General features: G+C 72.5%; 19 protein-coding genes. 7 read left to right on the top strand and 12 right to left on the bottom strand.

Translation table 11 applies throughout. The features are described 5' to 3' along the window. The first annotated feature begins 28 nt into the window (after positions 1-28). Positions 29-1,114 carry a DUF5667 domain-containing protein gene (locus tag ASD11_RS13250; protein WP_056287847.1) on the top strand — a complete coding sequence of 362 codons (1,086 nt, stop codon included), beginning with the start codon at positions 29-31 and terminating at the stop codon, positions 1,112-1,114. A gap of 13 nt (positions 1,115-1,127) precedes the next feature. Here the strand turns inward: ASD11_RS13250 and ASD11_RS13255 are convergent, their stop codons facing one another. The 7 genes from ASD11_RS13255 to proC form a co-directional block, all read right to left on the bottom strand. Beyond that, positions 1,128-1,445 (bottom strand): hypothetical protein, encoded by a 318-nt coding sequence (locus ASD11_RS13255; RefSeq protein ID WP_056287850.1) that lies wholly within the window; start codon positions 1,443-1,445, stop codon positions 1,128-1,130. Positions 1,446-1,527: 82 nt separating this feature from the next. Next, entirely contained in the window at positions 1,528-2,952 is a 1,425-nt protein-coding gene (locus tag ASD11_RS18700; protein WP_235503321.1) for a lysophospholipid acyltransferase family protein, read from the bottom strand. Beyond that, positions 2,949-3,932 (bottom strand): NAD-dependent epimerase/dehydratase family protein, encoded by a 984-nt coding sequence (locus ASD11_RS13265; RefSeq protein WP_056287852.1) that lies wholly within the window; start codon positions 3,930-3,932, stop codon positions 2,949-2,951. Before ASD11_RS13265 ends, ASD11_RS18700 begins: the two co-directional genes overlap by 4 nt. Positions 3,933-3,938: 6 nt before the next feature. After that, on the bottom strand, positions 3,939-4,040 hold the full coding sequence (locus tag ASD11_RS17815; protein ID WP_019143756.1) for a 30S ribosomal protein bS22: 102 nt from the start codon (positions 4,038-4,040) through the stop codon (positions 3,939-3,941). Positions 4,041-4,105: 65 nt separating this feature from the next. Continuing rightward, positions 4,106-4,288: a helix-turn-helix domain-containing protein gene (locus ASD11_RS13270; RefSeq protein WP_442854189.1), complete on the bottom strand. Its 183-nt coding sequence runs from the start codon at positions 4,286-4,288 to the stop codon at positions 4,106-4,108. A gap of 186 nt (positions 4,289-4,474) precedes the next feature. Then, complete coding sequence (locus tag ASD11_RS13275; protein ID WP_056287855.1) at positions 4,475-5,662, bottom strand: acetoin utilization protein AcuC; 1,188 nt, start codon at positions 5,660-5,662, stop codon at positions 4,475-4,477. 48 nt (positions 5,663-5,710) lie between these two features. Further along, positions 5,711-6,514 (bottom strand): pyrroline-5-carboxylate reductase, encoded by an 804-nt coding sequence (gene proC, locus ASD11_RS13280; RefSeq protein ID WP_056287857.1) that lies wholly within the window; start codon positions 6,512-6,514, stop codon positions 5,711-5,713. Positions 6,515-6,552: 38 nt separating this feature from the next. On the opposite strand from proC, the gene ASD11_RS13285 reads away from it, so the two are divergent. Continuing rightward, complete coding sequence (locus ASD11_RS13285) at positions 6,553-7,503, top strand: bile acid:sodium symporter family protein (RefSeq protein WP_056287859.1); 951 nt, start codon at positions 6,553-6,555, stop codon at positions 7,501-7,503. A gap of 105 nt (positions 7,504-7,608) precedes the next feature. Here the strand turns inward: ASD11_RS13285 and ASD11_RS13290 are convergent, their stop codons facing one another. The 3 genes from ASD11_RS13290 to ASD11_RS13300 form a co-directional block, all read right to left on the bottom strand. Then, positions 7,609-8,256 carry a LysE family translocator gene (locus tag ASD11_RS13290; RefSeq protein ID WP_056287861.1) on the bottom strand — a complete coding sequence of 216 codons (648 nt, stop codon included), beginning with the start codon at positions 8,254-8,256 and terminating at the stop codon, positions 7,609-7,611. 119 nt (positions 8,257-8,375) lie between these two features. Beyond that, positions 8,376-9,209: a sugar phosphate isomerase/epimerase family protein gene (locus ASD11_RS13295; protein ID WP_056287863.1), complete on the bottom strand. Its 834-nt coding sequence runs from the start codon at positions 9,207-9,209 to the stop codon at positions 8,376-8,378. Between the two features lie 2 nt (positions 9,210-9,211). Next, positions 9,212-10,123 carry a Ppx/GppA phosphatase family protein gene (locus tag ASD11_RS13300; protein WP_056287866.1) on the bottom strand — a complete coding sequence of 304 codons (912 nt, stop codon included), beginning with the start codon at positions 10,121-10,123 and terminating at the stop codon, positions 9,212-9,214. 33 nt (positions 10,124-10,156) lie between these two features. Between ASD11_RS13300 and ASD11_RS13305 the strand changes: the two genes are divergently transcribed. The 4 genes from ASD11_RS13305 (at position 10,157) to disA (ending at position 14,176) form a co-directional block, all read left to right on the top strand. Continuing rightward, entirely contained in the window at positions 10,157-10,894 is a 738-nt protein-coding gene (locus ASD11_RS13305) for a hypothetical protein (RefSeq protein ID WP_056287869.1), read from the top strand. A gap of 88 nt (positions 10,895-10,982) precedes the next feature. Beyond that, positions 10,983-11,621, top strand: a complete 639-nt coding sequence (locus ASD11_RS13310) for a VOC family protein (RefSeq protein WP_056287871.1) — start codon at positions 10,983-10,985, stop codon at positions 11,619-11,621. Positions 11,622-11,678: 57 nt separating this feature from the next. Continuing rightward, positions 11,679-13,058, top strand: coding sequence for a DNA repair protein RadA (gene radA, locus ASD11_RS13315; RefSeq protein ID WP_056287874.1), 1,380 nt, complete (start codon positions 11,679-11,681; stop codon positions 13,056-13,058). Between the two features lie 50 nt (positions 13,059-13,108). Continuing rightward, positions 13,109-14,176: a DNA integrity scanning diadenylate cyclase DisA gene (gene disA, locus ASD11_RS13320; protein ID WP_056287875.1), complete on the top strand. Its 1,068-nt coding sequence runs from the start codon at positions 13,109-13,111 to the stop codon at positions 14,174-14,176. Between the two features lies 1 nt (position 14,177). On the opposite strand, the gene ASD11_RS13325 is transcribed toward disA, so the two are convergent. Next, positions 14,178-14,945: a hypothetical protein gene (locus tag ASD11_RS13325; RefSeq protein WP_156464721.1), complete on the bottom strand. Its 768-nt coding sequence runs from the start codon at positions 14,943-14,945 to the stop codon at positions 14,178-14,180. 46 nt (positions 14,946-14,991) lie between these two features. On the opposite strand from ASD11_RS13325, the gene ASD11_RS13330 reads away from it, so the two are divergent. Further along, complete coding sequence (locus tag ASD11_RS13330) at positions 14,992-15,864, top strand: A/G-specific adenine glycosylase (protein ID WP_056287879.1); 873 nt, start codon at positions 14,992-14,994, stop codon at positions 15,862-15,864. Positions 15,865-15,870: 6 nt separating this feature from the next. Here the strand turns inward: ASD11_RS13330 and ASD11_RS13335 are convergent, their stop codons facing one another. Then, entirely contained in the window at positions 15,871-16,176 is a 306-nt protein-coding gene (locus ASD11_RS13335; protein ID WP_156464722.1) for a hypothetical protein, read from the bottom strand. Positions 16,177-16,254 lie beyond the last annotated feature (78 nt).

Genomic DNA, 16,254 nt, shown 5'->3' on the forward strand with positions numbered 1-16,254 from the left:
ACAGCAGCCCGAGCATGAGGACGGTCCGATGATTCGCCGCAGGCGCCCCGATGAGGCCCAGCTCTTCCACGATGCGTGGGACGGGCGTGGTGTCGCGGCTGCCGAGGTCGAGTCGCTGGTCCGCACCGCGGAGCAGATCTGCGCCGCCGCCGCCGACGTCCAGCCCAGCCAGGACTTCCGAGCCTCGCTGCGCGCCTCGCTCATGGCCGAGGCCACCACGGTCCTCGCGCCCATCCCCGCCTCCAAGCCTGACCGCTTCGTCGAGGTCACGCCCGCGGCACCGAGCCGCGGCCGCCGACGGGTGGCCGGCCTGGCCATCGCCACCGTCACGGCGGTCGGCGCGGTCGGCATGGTCTCCGGCAGCGCCAGCGCCGTCCCCGGCGACGCCCTGTACGGCGTCAAGCGTGGCGTCGAGCAGGTCGAGCTGTCGATGCGCCAGTCGCCGGAGTCGCGTGGCACCTACCAGCTCCAGCGCGCTGCCACCCGCCTCGCCGAGGCCAAGACGCTGAGCGACTCCTCCGGAGACCAGGACGCCGTCGCCGACCTGCTCCACGACTTCAGCGACCAGGCCGAGTCCGGCTCCGCCACGCTCTTCGACGACTTCACCCAGGAGGGCTCGCGCTCCTCCATCGAGGCCGTGAACCGCTTCACCGCCTCCGCTGCCACGTCGCTCGCCTCGCTGTCGCCGTCGGTCCCCGACGACGCCCGCGCCCCGTTCGAGCAGGCCGCCGCCACGGTGAGCGACCTCGTCGACGAGGTCGCCGACCTCTGCTCCACCTGCACCGACGTCGACGTCAGTCAGCTCGTGAGCACCGTCACCGACATCGCGGCCGCCTCGGGCACCCCGAAGGCCCAGGCCAAGCCCAGCAGGACCGCCGCAGCGCCGGTCCGCCGGACGGCAGCCGCGCCCGCCGTCAAGGCCGTGCAGCCCAGCGCCGCAGCCAGCACCACGACCCCCGAGGTCGTCCCCACGCCGACGCAGAACCCCGTCGCCGACGTCGTCAAGACGGTCACCGACCCGGTCGGCGACCTCGTGGGAGCCGTCCTCGGCAACAAGGAGCAGGAGGGTCTCGTGCCCGGTCTCCTCAACGGCCTGCTCGGCGGCAAGAAGTAGTCAGCAGCGCCGCTCAGTGCGCCAGGTGGACCACGAGGTTCACCAGGAGCGCCAGCAGGACGGTGCCCACGACGTCGAGGTTGACGCGGGCGTGACGGACGATCTCCGCGCCCCTCGTAGTCGAGCGCTCGATGAGGCTGAACGCGACGCCGAGCGCGCCGGCGGAGACCAGCACCCAGAACGTGGGAGCCAGTGCGTCCTCCACCGCCAGGGCGAGCAGCAGCGCCACCACCGAGGTGGCGAGCGTCTTGGCCCCGTAGACGAAGGACCGGGTGCCGATGGGACGGTCGGCCACGGCGTCGTCCTGGTCGTACGGGTGCAGCTGGTCCATGCCGACGAGCCTAGTGGCGGCTCCGACGAGGCGCTTCCCGTGCGGGCGACGGTCAAGCCGGCGCGCGCACGGACGGCCAGGCTCAGAAGAACGCGTTGCCGCGGTCCACGAGAAGTCCGTACAACGTCTGCTGGATGGTCTCGCGGACCTGGTCGGTCACGTTGAACAGCAGCATGGGGTCGTCGGCGGCGTCGGGCTCGTAGGCGTCGGTGCGGATGGGCTCACCGAACTCGATGATCCACTTGCTGGGCAGCGGGATCATGCCGAGCGGCCCGAGCAGCGGGAAGAAGGGCGTGACCGGAAGGTACGGCAGGCCCAGGAGCCGCGCGAGCGACGGGACGTTGCCCACGAGCGGGTAGATCTCCTCGGCACCCACGATGGACACCGGGACGATCGGCACGCCGGCCCGCATGGCCGAGGACACGAAGCCGCCCCGGCCGAAGCGCTGCAGCTTGTACCGCTCGGCGAACGGCTTGCCGATGCCCTTGAAGCCCTCGGGCCAGACGCCCGCGATCTCACCGGAGGACAGCAGCCGCTCGGCGTCCTCGGTACAGGCCAGGGTGGCACCCACCTTGCGCGCCATCTGGCCCACGAACGGGAGGGCGAACACGAGGTCGGCCCCGAGCGGACGCAGGTTGCGGCCGCCGTACTTCTTGACCGCGTAGCCCGTGATGACGCCGTCGATGGGGACCGTGCCCGAGTGGTTGGCCACCAGGAGGGCGCCACCCTCGGCGGGGATGTTCTCGACACCCCGGACCTCGAGACGGAACCACTTCTCCGCGAGCGGCTCGACGGCGTTGACGAGGATCTCGCTGATCTGGGGGTCGAAGCCGAAGGCGTCGATCTCGTAGTCGCCCGAGAGACGTCGGCGCAGGGCCGAGACCGACGTGGCCAGCCGGCGCTCCCAGTCCGAGCCCAGCACGCGCTGCGCGGCCTGGACGATGGCGACGACGATCTCCTCCAGCGGGATGCCGGGCATGGAGGCCGGTCCGGCGGTCCTGGTGGCCTTGGCCGCCTCCTCGGCTGCCGCTGCTGCGGCGGCGGCGGCGTCCTCGTCGGTGACGGCCCGGAGTCGCGGCTTGGCCGTGGACCGGGCGGAGGAGGACGAGGTGGGGGGCGGTCCGGCGGCGACCTTCTTCGGCCCGGCCTTCCCGGCCGTGGCCTTGGGCGCCTCGGCGGTGGACTTCGACGCCGGCGCGGCCTTGGTGGCGGGCGCGGCCTTGACCGGGCCCTTCGAGCCGGACGCCGGCTTCGTCGGGGCCTTCTTGGACTGCGTTGTCTTGGACTGCGTTGTCTTGGACGGGGCCGACTTGGACTGCGCAGTCTTGGAAGGGGCAGCCTTGGCGGGGGCAGTCTTGGCAGGTGCCGGCGGCTTGGCCTTGGTGACGGGCTTCCTGGGTCGGGCACCCGGACCGGCCAGCGATCGCGCGGCCGAGGACGGCGACGCGCCCTTGGCACCGCGTCCGGCGGCACCGGTGGTACCGATGGTGCGTCGCTCGTCGTTCATCGTGCTCCTCCGAGGACCGCGAGGACGCCGGGGCGCTGGGCCTGCCGGAACTCCTCGAGGGTCTCTTCCGTGGTGTGCTGGAGCTCGTAGCCGAAGATCTCCCGCAGGGCGGTGGTGTCGACGGCGCGTCCGTGGGTCAGGAGCCGGTGGAGATCGGGTGACATCTCGCCGCCGAGGCTGCGGATGACGCGACCGGCCGCGGAGGCGAAGCCGACCGGCGGGAGCGGCAGCACGGGCCGGCCGAGGCGGCGGGCGGCCTGCGAGAGGAGCACGACGCCGTCGCCGGCCACGTTGAACGTGCCCGGGCGGTCGCTCACCACGGCCTGCGTGGCGATGGCGAGGGCGTCGTCGAGGTGCAGGAACTGCAGGCGGGGGTCGTAGCCCAGCGCCGCCGGCAGGATGGGGGTGTTGAAGTAGCTGCGCAGCGGGGTGTCGATGTCGGGGTGCAGGATCTGGGCCGAGCGCAGCGTCGTGATGAGGATGTCGGGCCGACGACGCGCGAAGCCACGCACGTACGACTCGACCTCGACGGCGTCCTTGGGGAACCCGGAGCGGATGCCGCCGCGCGCCGAGGCGGACTCGGCGAACATGGCGGGGTCGCGCGGAGACGAGCCGTAGACCGCGGTGGTGGAGCCCAGCACCAGCTTGGAGACCACGGAGGAGCGCTGGCACGCCGCCAGGAGCTGCATCGTCCCGATGACGTTGCGCTCCTTGGCGCCGCCGCTGCCGCGACCCTCGGCCGGCGCGAGGTCGAGGTGCAGGACCGTGTCGATCTCCTCGACCGCGATGACCTTGGCCACCACGGGCGTGCGGATGTCGGCGCGCACGAACTTGACGCCGCCGAGGTCTCCCTCCGGCGGGCGCAGGTCGAGCCCGACGACGCGGTCGACGCCTCCGTCGGCGCCCAGCTCAGCGAGCGCGCGTGAGACACGGGACGCAAAGGATCCCGCGACCCCGGTGACGAGGACGACCCGGCCCATGGGGACTTACTTGCCCAGACGGCGGCGCTGCACGCGTGTGCGCTTCAGCATCTTGCGGTGCTTCTTCTTCGACATCCGCTTGCGACGCTTCTTGATGACTGAACCCACAGGTAACCCTCTTGACGTGCGGTGATGAAAGAACGGCCAGGATACGCGGTGCGGTCGGCGCTGCGTCAGCCGGCCTGGAAGAACGACTTCTGCAGGTACTCCTCCACGGCGCCCTCGGGCACCCGGAACGAACGACCCACCCGCACGGCCTCGAGCTCACCAGCGTGCACGAGACGGTAGACCGTCATCTTCGAGACGCGCATCTGTGCGGCCACCTCGGCCACCGTCAAGAACGTTCCCGACGTCACACTGATCACCCTGATCTTCCATGGAGCACGCGCGCTCTCCGGCTTCCCCACCGGAGAAGGAGCGCGCGTGCCTGACTGGAGCGTAGTGCCTCGTGATGCTGTTGGGATAGGGGATTCACAAGTTGCCTCTGTTTCGCCGCTTTTCGCTCTCCACGGCGTGTCGCGCGGGTGGTCGCGCGGGGGGTCTCAGAGGACGGGGTCGAGCCCCAGCAGGGGGAAGCTCTCGCGGCGGGCCGACTCGATGCAGCGGTCGAGCCAGCTGGCCGGGTCGTAGCCCAGCTCCCACGGCCGGTAGCCGGCCGAGCGGCCGTCGGTCATGCGGTGGGGCGGGTCGACGCCCGTGAGGTCGCGGACGGCGTCGCGCCAGCCCTGGGGCGTGGGCGCCTCGGGGTCGACGTCGTGGCCCGCCACGATGCCCAGCAGGTGGCTCCAGATGCGCGGGACGACGTCGGTGACGGCATAGCCCCCGCCGCCGGTGGCGATCCAGCGGCCGCCCGGGACCTCCTCCGCGAGCTCGCGCAGGGCGAGGTAGGAGGCCCGCTGGCCGTCGATGCTGAGCATGAGGTTGGTGAGCGGGTCGTCCATGTGGGAGTCGCAGCCGTGCTGGGTGACCAGGACCTGCGGCTCGAACTCGCGCACCACCTGCGGGACCACGGCGTGGAAGGCGCGGAGCCAGCCCGCGTCGGACGTGCCCGGAGGCAGCGGGACGTTGACCGCGGTGCCCTCGGCGCCGGGTCCGCCGGTCTCGGTGGCCCAGCCCGTGCCCGGGAACAACGACTGCGGACCCTCGTGGACGGACACGGTGAGGACGCGGGGGTCGTCCCAGAAGATCGCCTGGACGCCGTCGCCGTGGTGGGCGTCGACGTCGACGTAGGCCACGCGCTCGGCGCCCTGGTCGAGCAGCCACTGGATGGCGAGGGCGACGTCGTTGTAGATGCAGAAGCCGCTGGCCGTGTGGCGCATGGCGTGGTGCAGACCGCCGGAGACGTTGAGCGCTCGCCGCGTCTCGCCGGACCACACGCGACGGGCGGCCTCGAGGCTCGCGCCCGCCACGAGGGCGCTGGCCTCGTGCATGCCGCCGAAGACGGGGTTGTCGTCGCCGCCCAGCCCGATGGAGAGGTCGGCGTGGACCGGGTGGGCGCTGAGCTTCTGGACCTTCTCCACGTAGGCCGCCGTGTGCACGCGGGTGAGCTGGTCGACCGTGGCGGCCTCGGCGCCCACGACGTCGACCGTCTCGAGCAGGCCCAGCTCGCGCGCCAGCCGCATCGTGAGCTCGACCCGCACCGGGGCCATGGGGTGCGAAGGGCCGAAGTCGTAGCTCGTGAGCCGGTCGTCGAAGACGAGGGTCGCGCGGCCACTCGGCTCGGTCGTCATGGGCGTCAGCCTACGACTCGGTGTGACGCCGCCCACGACGGCACGGCCTCAGGACCCCGAGAGCTCGGCCGAGCGGGCGGCCGCCGCGAGCACGCCGGCCCGCAGACCGGCTGCGACCCCGTGGTCGTCGAACGTCGTGATGGCGGCGTGGGTGGTGCCGTTGGGCGAGGTGACGCGGCGCCGCAGCTCCTCGGGGGTGTCGTCGGAGTCGGCGAGCAGCGCGGCGGCTCCGACGAGGGTCTGCTGGGCCAGCGTGCGCGCCGTGGCGGGGTCGAGACCCGCCTCGACGCCTCCGGCGATCATGGCCTCGGCGAGGTAGAAGACGTAGGCCGGACCGGATCCCGAGACGGCGGTGACGGCATCCTGCGCGGACTCGTCGACCACGGCCACGACACCCCCGGTCTCGAGGATCGAGCGCACGAGAGCGAGGCGGTCGTCGTCGGCAGCGGTGCCCGGCGAGATGCCGAACATGCCCTCGCCCACGAGCGCCGGGGTGTTGGGCATGGCCCGCACCACGGCGACGCCGTCGGGCAGGGCCTCCTCGAACAGGGCGATGCGGACCCCGGCGGCCAGCGAGACGACCGTGGCGGTGGCCGCGACCGCCGGCGCGATCTCGGTGAGGACGGCAGCGACGTCCTGTGGCTTCACCACCACGAGGACGACCTCGGCGCCCTCGACGGCTTCGCGGAGGTCGGTGACCTGCACACCGTGCGTCGTCCGCAGCGCCTCGGCGCGCTCCTCGAACTTCTCGGCGACGACGACGTCGGAGGTGCTGTGACCAGCCTTCAGGAGCGCGGCGAGGAGGGTCTCCCCCATGACGCCGCCGCCCAGGATCGCGATGCGCGTGGACATGGGGCCACCCTAGTCGGGCGCTGTCCTAGGGTGGGTCGGTGCGCGCCAGAGTCGACCCGTTCATCGTGGCTCTTCTCGCGACCGCGCTGCTCGGGACGTTCCTGCCGGCCCGGGGGCAGGGCCTCGACGTCCTGACCGACGCCTCGCGAGTCGTGCTCGCGCTCCTGTTCTTCCTCTACGGCGCCCGGCTCTCGACGAGCGAGACGCTGGCCGGCCTGCGGCACTGGCGGCTGCACGTCCTGGTCCTCACCATCACGTTCGTCGCGTTCCCCGCGCTGGGGCTCGTGGCCCATCAGCTGCAGGGCCACGGGATCGACGCGGGTCTCGCGGACGGCATCCTGTTCCTCACGCTCGTGCCCACGACCGTGCAGTCGTGCGTCGTGTTCACCCGGGTGGCCCGCGGCAACGAGGCGGGCACGGTGGTGAGTGCCTCGTTGTCGAGCATCGTCGGCGTGTTCCTGACGCCGCTGCTCGTCTCGCTGCTGATGTCGGCGAACGCACAGGTGGACGCTGGCTCCATCGTGCGGATCGTCCTGCAGATCCTCGTCCCGTTCGTCCTGGGCCAGGCGCTGCGTCCGTGGGTGGGCGCCTGGGTGGAGCGGCACGACGGGCCGCTCAAGCTCTACGACCGCGGCTCGATCCTCGTGATCGTCTACCTCGCGTTCAGCGAGGGGGCGCGTGCCCACGTGTGGTTGCGGGTGACGGTGCCCGAGGCGCTCGTCGTCGTGGCGGTGTGCGCAGTCCTGCTGGGCGTGGCGCTCGTGGGGGCGTGGCAGCTGGGCCGGCTGGCGGGACTCGGCCGGGCCGACCGCGTCTCGGTGCTGTTCGCGGGCTCCAACAAGAGCCTCGCGGCGGGCCTGCCGATCGCCACCGTGCTGTTCTCGGGCGGTCAGCTGGCGCTCATCATCCTGCCGCTCATGGCGTACCACCAGCTGCAGCTCATCACGTGCGCCGTCGTCTCCGGCCGCATGTCCCGCACCCCCACCTGACCCCCCCCGTTCCCGCGAGTGGCGCAGATTGGCGATTCTGAGACGGCGTGTCGAACCAATCTGCGCCGCTCGAGACCCCATCTGCGCCACTCGGTGGCGCGGGGGTCAGTGCTGGGGGCGGCCCGTGAGGGCCAGGCCGACGCCGAGACCGATCATCGACGTGCCGCCGATCGCGCCCATGGCCTCGGTCCGACGGCGCGAGCCGGCGAACCACGTGCGCAAGCGGCTCGCGACGAGGGCCCACACGCTGTCCGACGCCAGTCCGATCACGACGGCGACAGCACCCAGCAGGAGCGGCTGGGTCGTGACGTGACCACGGTCGACGTCGACGAACGGCGGCAGCACGGCCGCGAAGATCATGAAGGCCTTGGGGTTGGAGACACCCACCACGAAGCCCTGCCGGAGGGCCACGCGCCGGGGCAGCGGGTCACGACCCCCGCCGTCGACGTCGGCCATCGAGAGGTCGCGCCGGTGCCGCCACGCCTGGACGCCGAGCCACACGAGATAGGCCGCACCGGCCAGCTTCAGGACCGTGTAGACCACGGCCGACGTCTGCACGACGTACCCGAGACCGGCCGCCACCAGCACGAGCACCACGACGAGACCGAGGGTGTTGCCCAGCACCGAGAGCAGGGCGACGTCGCGGCCGTAGGCGATGGCCCGCCCGATGACGAACACGACGCTCGGACCCGGGATGGCGATGAGCACGAAGGCCGCGAGGCCGAACGCGAGCGCCTGCGAGATCGTGAGCATGCGCCGACGGTATCGCCGAGTGGCGCAGACCGGGTCCCGAGTGGCGCAGATCGGCACGACACGCCGTCTCAGAATCGCCAACCTGCGCCACTCGCGGAGGCGGGGGCGGGGAGGGGGGGTCAGCGGGAGCCGTGGAGCCGGGCGAAGGCGAGCGACTCCAGGAGCAGCGCCTCCTTGGCCTCGACGTCGGGCGACTTGCGGGTGTTGATCTCGATGACGACGTCGCCGGTGTAGTCGGAGTCGGCCAGGGCCTCCATGAACTCCACGCACGGCTGCGACCCGCGACCCGGGATGAGGTGCTCGTCCTTGGGCGAGCCCGAGCCGTCGGCGAGGTGCACGTGCGCCAGGCGCGGACCGAGGTCGCGCAGCATCTGCACGGGGTCCTGGCCGGCCGTGGCGCTGTGGGAGAGGTCGACCGTCACGTGGGCGTAGTCCTCGGTGACCGGGTCCCAGCCGGGCGCGTAGGCCTGGAAGACGCGCTTGCCGGTGCGCCAGGGGTACATGTTCTCGACCGCGAACACCACGTCGTACTGGCGCTCCAGGTCGGCGACCCCCTCGACGAACTCCTTGGCGTACTCGCGCTGCCAGCGGAAGGGCGGGTGGGCCACCACGACGGGTGCGCCCACCTCGAGCGCCATCTCGGCGGAGCGGTGCAGCTTCTCCCACGGGTCGGTCCCCCACACGCGCTGCGTCAGCAGGAGCGTGGGGGCATGGATGGAGACGATGGGGATCTCGTGGAACGACTGCAGCGCCTTCACCGCGACGACGTCGGTGCTCACGTCGTCGATGCCGACCATGACCTCGACGCCGTCGTAGCCCAGGCGCGCCGCAGCCTCGAAGCCGTCGGGCGTGGAGCCGGGGTAGACCGAGACCGACGACGTGGACAGCGCGACGCGGAGCTGCTCCCGCGGTCGGTCCGGGGACTGCTGGTCGTGCGCGGCGGAGGAGGCCATGCTCAGAGCGCGTCCAGGTGCTGCAGGAGGACGCCCTCGCGCAGGGCCCACGGGCAGATCTCGAGCTCCTGGAGACCGAAGAGGTCCATGACCGCCTCGGCGACGAGCGCGCCGGCCAGCATCTGGTGGGCGCGGTCGCCGGAGACGCCGGGGAGGTCGGCCACCTCGGCGGGCGTGAGCTGGGGCAGCTCGGCGGCGAGACGGGCGAGGTCGGTGCGTCGCAGCACCCGGCGGACGTACTGGCCCTCGCTCGAGGACGCAGCGCCGCAGATCCGGGCGAGGGAGCGGAAGGTCTTGCTGGTGGCGACGGCCCGGTCGAACGCGCCACCGCGCAGGATCTGGCCGGCCTGCTCGGCGAGGGTGGTGCGGACGTAGAGGCGCAGCTCCTCCGCCGACCGTCCGGCGTCGAGCCACTCCCGCGTGAGGCGTCCTGCACCCAGGGGCACGGACTGGGCGACGTCGGGCTGCTCGTCCGAGCCAGCAGCGAGCTCGAGGGAGCCACCGCCGATGTCGAAGACCCCGAGCCGTCCCGCGGACCAGCCGAACCAGCGGCGGACCGCCAGGAACGTCAGGCGGGCCTCGTCCTCGCCGGGCAGCACCTGGAGGTCGATGCCGCTCGCCTCACGGACGGCGCTCAGCACCGTCTCGGTGTTCACGGCCTCACGGACGGCCGACGTCGCGAACGCGACGATCGAGGAGCAGCCCCGCTCCTGGGCCTCGGCCTGCGCCTCGGCCACGTACTTCACGAGTCGCTGGACGCCCTCGCCGCTGATGCTCTGGTCGGCCTCGAGGTGCTCGGCGAGGCGCAGCGGCTCCTTGAACGAGAACGCCGGAAGGGGCGGCCCGCCGCGGAAGGCGTCGACGATGAGGAGGTGGCCGGTGTTCGACCCGATGTCCAGCACGCCCATCCGCATGGTTCTAGTGTTCCACTCCTACGATGGAGAGCGATGCCTGAGGTCCTGATGGGTTTCCCCCGCACATGGGTGGAGTTCCCCAACCCCGACGACTCGACCGAGACGTTCCGCTGCGACCTGACGTGGCTGACGTCCCGGTGGACGTGCATCTTCGGGCAGGGGTGCCCCGGCATCTACTCCTCGAGCCCCGAGGCCGGCTGCTGCACGCTCGGCGCCCACTTCGCCGACGACGAGGACCACCAGAGGGTCGCCGAGGCCGTCGCGCGGCTCACCCCGGAGCGGTGGGAGCGCCACGACGAGGTCGGTGCCGACTGGACCGAGACCGACGACGACGGTGAGCTCAAGACGCGCGCCCTCGGCGGCGCGTGCGTCTTCCACAACTCTCGCGGGTTCGCCGGCGGCTACGGCTGCGCCCTGCACGGGCTCGCGCTCGAGGAGGGCGTGGAGCCACTCACCCTGAAGCCCGACGTCTGCTGGCAGCTCCCGCTGCGCCGGCAGTTCCGCGACGTCGAGCGCGGCGACGGCACGAGCTACACCGAGGTCCAGATCGGCGAGTACGAGCGCGGCGGCTGGGGCCCGGGTGGCCACGACCTCGACTGGTACTGCTCGTCCAACACCGAGGCCCACGTGGGCGCCGAGCCCGTGTACGTCTCCAACCGTGCCGAGCTCGTCGCGCTCATGGGTCAGGCCGGCTACGCCGAGCTCGAGCGCCAGTGCGAGGCGTTCCTCGCCGGCGGCGCGGGCGCGAGCCGGCACCCCGCCTCGGAGTAGTCCAGCCGGACCTCGGCCCGCGCACGCCGCAGCGGCCAGGCCGACCCTGCTGGTGGCATGCCACGACGGTCGGGCGAGAATGTGCCGCATGCACCTCGACCACGTGACGTTCGCAGCCGGGCCCGACGGACTCACCGCGGCCACCGAGCAGATCGAGAAGCTCCTCGGGGCCTCGTTCCTCGACGGAGGCGCACACCCGCGCTTCGGCACCCGCAACATGGTGCTGCCGCTGAAGAACCAGCAGTACCTCGAGATCGTGGAGGTGCTCGACCACCCCGCCGCCGAGAAGGCCGCCTTCGGCCAGGCCGTGCGCGAGCGCACCGACGCCGGCGGAGGCTGGCTGGGCTGGTGCATCTCGGTCGACGACATCGAGGAGGTCGAACGCCGCATCGGTCGCCACGCGGTCCCCGGCAACCGTCGCCGCCCCGACGGCTTCAACCTCGAGTGGGTCCAGATCGGCACGAGCGGCATGCGCGCCGACCCCCAGCTCCCGTACGTCACCAAGTGGCTCATCGACCCCTCCGAGCACCCGTCGCAGCAGGCTCCCGCCGACGTCGAGCTCGTCGCGATCGACATCGCGGGCAGCCCGCAGCGGCTCGCCGACTGGCTCGGTGAGTCGGCCGTGAACACGCTCGAGCAGATCGAGGTCAACTGGATCGCGCCCAACGCGCTGCCCGGCATCCTCTCGGCCACGTTCGCCACCGCCGACGGCCACATCACCATCTGAGCCGCCTGCCCTGCCGTGCCGAGCGGATGTGTCGTGGCCGCGGCCTAGGCTGAGGCCATGGCCTCGACGAAGACGTCCTCGAAGCCCGCGTACGTCTGCGCGGAGTGCGGCTGGACCACGTCCAAGTGGGTCGGGCGGTGCGGCGAGTGCCAGGCGTACGGCAGCGTCGACCTCGCCGGACCCTCGGCGCGCGCCGGTCGCACCAGTGCGGCACCCGTGGCCGTCGCGGCCCGCCCCATCACCGAGGTCCCGGTCGAGTCCGCCACGTCGCTCACCTCGGGCATCGGTGAGCTCGACCGCGTGCTGGGCGGGGGCGTCGTGCCCGGCGGGGTGCTGCTCCTGGCCGGCGAGCCCGGGGTCGGCAAGTCCACCCTGCTGCTCGAGCTGGCCGCCCAGTGGGCCAAGGCCGGCCGTCGCACCCTGTACGTCTCGGGCGAGGAGTCCGCAGCCCAGGTGCGGCTCCGCGCCGAGCGCACCCACGCCCTGCACCCCGAGCTCTACCTCGCCGCCGAGACCGACCTCGGCGCCCTGCTCACCCACGTGGACACCGTGCGGCCCAGCCTGCTCGTGGTCGACTCCGTGCAGACCATCGGCTCCGCCGACGTCGACGGCGTCCCGGGCGGCGTCACCCAGGTCCGCGAGGTGGCCTCCGCCGTCATCGCCCGTGCCAAGACCGCCAACATCGCCACCCTGCTCGTCGGACACGTCACGAAGGACGGCACCGTGGCCGGTCCGCGGGTGCTCGAGCACCTCGTCGACGTCGTGCTCCAGTTCGAGGGCGACCGCGCCTCGCGGCTGCGCCTCCTGCGCGCGGTGAAGAACCGCTTCGGGCCGGTCGACGAGATCGGTTGCTTCGACCTCGCCGACTCCGGCCTCGTCGAGGTCCCCGACCCCACGGGTCTCTTCGTCTCACGCCACGAGAAGCCGGTCCCGGGCACGTGTCTCACGGTCACCATGGAGGGCCGCCGCCCCCTGGTCGCCGAGGTGCAGGCGCTCACGGTCGAGAACCCCGGCGGCACGCCGCGCCGCACCTCCAGCGGTCTCGACTCCTCACGCACGGCCATGATCCTGGCCGTGCTCACCAAGCACTGCGGCGCCGACCTCTCGCGCCAGGACGTCTACACCGCCACCGTCGGAGGAGCCCGCCTGCACGAGCCCTCCGCCGACCTCGCGGTCCTCGTGGCCACCGCGTCCGCCTACGCCGGCACCACGGTGGGGGGCGGGCTCGTGGCCATCGGCGAGGTCGGGCTCGCCGGCGAGGTCCGTCCCGTCCGTCACCTCGCGGAGCGCCTGCGCGAGGCCGCCCGCCTGGGCTTCACCGAGGCCGTCGTCCCGGCCGCGTCCGAGCTGCCACCGGCCGGATCCCTGCCCATGCGCATCACCCCCATCGCCGACGTCTCCTCGATCCGATCCATCCTCGGTCAACGCAAGCCCTGAGACCTCTACACTCGTACAGTTCCGTCTCACAGACACCCGGGAGAGCATCAGTGGCCGCACCGAGCGACCTCCGCGCGACCCTCGCGAGCCTCGCGCCGGGAACGGCGCTGCGCGAGGGCCTGGAGCGCATCCTGCGCGGCCGCACCGGCGCGCTCATCGTCGTGGGCCACGACCGCCAGATCGACGCCCTCTCCACGGGCGGCTTCGCCCTCGACGTCCCCTTCACGGCCACCGGGCTGCGCGAGCTGGCCAAGATGGACGGCGCGATCATCCTCGACAAGGACGCCCAGCGCATCGTCCGGGCGGGCGTGCACCTCATGCCCGACCCCACCATCCACACCGACGAGACCGGCACGCGGCACCGCACGGCCGACCGCGTGGCCCGTCAGACCGGGGCGCCCGTCGTCTCGGTGTCGGCCTCCATGCACATCATCGCGCTGTACCGCGGCTCCGAGCGCTACGTCCTGGAGGACGCCGGCGCGGTGCTGGCCCGCGCCAACCAGGCCATCGCCACGCTGGAGCGGTACCGCCACCGCCTCGACGAGGTGTCCGACGCGCTCTCCGCGCTGGAGATCGAGGACCTGGTCACCGTCCGCGACGTCTCTGCGGTCGCGCAGCGGCTCGAGATGGTGAGCCGCATCGCGAGCGAGATCGACCGGTACGTGCTCGAGCTCGGCAGCGACGGCCGCCTGCTGTCGCTGCAGCTGGAGGAGCTCATCAGCGGCGTCGACGCCGAGCGTGAGCTCGTGATCCGCGACTACCTCCCGGTGGCCCGTCGGCGCACGAGCGTCGAGACGGTGCTGTCCGACCTTGCCGCCATCGACGGCACGGCCCTCGTGGAGCTGGGCGGCGTGGCAGCGGCGCTGCGCATCGGCGACGACACGACGCTCGACTCACCCCTCACGCCCCGCGGCTACCGGCTCCTCGCCCGGGTCCCCCGCCTCCCGGCCACCGTCGTGGAGCGGCTCGTGGAGCAGTTCGGCACCCTGCAGAAGCTGCTCGCGGCCAGCATCGACGACCTGCAGACGGTCGACGGTGTGGGCGACCAGCGCGCCCGGGTCGTCCGCGACGGTCTGTCCCGGCTCGCCGAGTCCAGCATCCTCGAGCGGTACGTCTAGCTCAGTCGGTCTTCGGCGAGGCCGACGCCGAGGGGCTCGGCTTCCTCGTGGGGGTCGCGCTCGGCTTCGCGCTCGGTCGGGGCGTGCCCTTCGCCGTGGGCGTCGGCCTGGCCGTGGGCTTGGGCCTCGCGACCGCCTGGCCGAGCGTGAACGCGGTCTGGCTGGGCTCGCCGCCGAGGGTGCCGATCTGGAGCGTGTACTTGCCGGGCGTGGCCCAGCCCTCCTTGCGTGAGCACGCGATGCCCGAGCCGCGGCCGTTCCACGTGACCCGCACGATGGTCGACCACTGCGGGGAGAGCGCCACCGGGTCGGGCAGCACGCTCGCCCTGCACACGCTGGAGTCCCACACGGCAGTCTTGCCCGCGGAGATGACGGCCAGCATCGACGACGCCTCGGCCGTGAAGATGCACGGCTTCTCCGCCGACGTGCTCACCGCGAGGTCGAGCGCCACTGCCTGGCGGGCCCGCTGTCCCGTGCTCACCGAGGGGACCACTCGGACATCCTCGGCCTTGCACGCACCCGTCCCGGTGGGGAGCGAGACCGTGGTGGTGTCGGAGGCCTCGAGGGCCTTCTGCGTCTTCACCGGCGCGGGGGTGGCCGAGGCCTCGGCACTCGATGACGCAGAGGGCCGCGGCGCCGAGGCCGGCTCGGTGTCGTCGCCACCGGAGGGCCAGAGCTTCACGACCGCCCAGACGAGGACCACGACGACGGTCACGAGGACGAGGCGTCGCCGCCTGTAGACAGCCGCCGACTGTGGTCTCCCGCTCACGTCCCCACGGTATCCGGACGCAGCGCCGTGGGAAGATCGACGCGCCATGCTCACCGCTGCCGAGGTCGACCAGCTGCACGACGACGTCGTGTCGTGGTTCGAGGAGAACGCCCGCGACCTGCCCTGGCGTCGCGACACGTCGGGCTGGTCGGTCCTGGTCTCCGAGCTGATGCTGCAGCAGACACCCGTGGTGCGTGTGCTGCCCGTCTACGCCGCCTGGATGGCCCGCTGGCCCACCCCCGCGGACCTCGCGGCGGAGCCGGTGGGCGAGGCGGTGCGCGCCTGGGGTCGCCTGGGGTATCCGCGTCGTGCACAGCGCCTCCACGCGGCCGCGACGGCCATCGTCACCGACCACGGGGGCCAGGTCCCGAGCGACCACGCCACACTCCTCACGCTGCCGGGTGTGGGCGAGTACACGGCGGCCGCGGTCGCCTCGTTCGCCTTCGCCGGCCGGCACGCCGTCATGGACACCAACGTGCGACGCGTCCTGACCCGGGTGGTCGAGGGCCGGCAGTACCCGGCGGCCTCCATCACGGCTGCGGAGCGTCGGCTCGCGCACGACCTGCTCCCCCATGACGACGCGCACCGCTGGGCCGCCGCCACGATGGAGCTGGGCGCCGTCGTGTGCACGGCCAAGGCGCCCCGTTGCGACGCCTGCCCCGTCCGGGACCTCTGCCGGTGGCGCGCCCTCGGCTACCCCGAGCACGACGGGCCCGCCCGCAAGGGTCAGGCCTGGGCGGGGACCGACCGGATGGTGCGGGGACGGCTGCTGGCCGTGCTTCGCGAGTCGGACGGCCCCGTCGAGAAGGCCCGTCTCGACACCGCGTGGGACGAGGACGACCAGCGCGAGCGGTGCCTGGACTCCCTGCTCGACGACGGACTCGTCACGCTGCTCGACGACGGGCGCTTCGCGCTCTGACCCCGGTCAGGGGGCCGGCGAGCCCGACGGGCCCCGGCGCTGACGGACGAGGGTCACGCCGGCGACGACGATGCCCGCGAGGATGAGCACGAGGCCCACGATGCGGAACGGCTTGGGCGAGGAGTTGTAGTCGGCGATCTCCTCGTAGCTCTCCTGCGAGATGGCGCAGCCCGAGTCGGAGTCGGTGAAGCCCGAGCTGGGCGTCCCGTCGGGCACGCACTCCCCGTCCGGCGGACCCGGCTGGAGCAGGATCGCCAGCACTCCCACCACGACGAGGACAGCGGCGACGATCCAACCTCTTTGAGCTCGCATGCACCGCAGCCAATCACGGATCGCCGGGCGGAGCAACGCAGGGCTCCGGCCCCAGAAACAGCAGGGCCCCGCCGGAGC

Origin of the sequence: Aeromicrobium sp. Root495, from assembly GCF_001426755.1 — a bacterium.
Taxonomy (GTDB): Bacteria; Actinomycetota; Actinomycetes; order Propionibacteriales; family Nocardioidaceae; genus Aeromicrobium.